1 protein-coding gene is annotated in these 298 nt (G+C 32.9%); it reads right to left on the bottom strand.

The features are described from left to right. A partial coding sequence (locus E4T68_RS09080) for a transposase (protein WP_167753886.1) occupies window positions 1-298 on the bottom strand: 298 nt, incomplete at both ends.

Below are 298 nucleotides of genomic sequence, written 5' to 3'. Positions count from 1 at the left end.
TGTTTTATCCAACTACCATAATGTGCATTCATATCCATAACAACATAACGTACGTTTAAGCGTTGCTTTCTTGAATATTTTAGAAAATAACTAAGTAGATAACGACACTGTCTTGTCGGTAATATGTCAATAATTTTGCCACTTTCGCCATCAACATATATAAAATTCATCTTTGAATAACTTGTTTTTAAAGCTTTAAACTCATCAATACACAGTACTTTAGGTAAATAGCTATAAGTTTGTTTACAACTGATCACTGCCTGTTGCATTACACGGTGAACGGAAGCGTCAGACACAG

This window comes from Granulicatella sp. WM01, assembly GCF_004570605.1.
Taxonomy (GTDB): Bacteria; Bacillota; Bacilli; order Lactobacillales; family Aerococcaceae; genus WM01.
The sequence above is the reverse complement of the archived record's forward strand: the minus strand, read 5'-3'. Positions and strand labels throughout refer to the sequence as shown.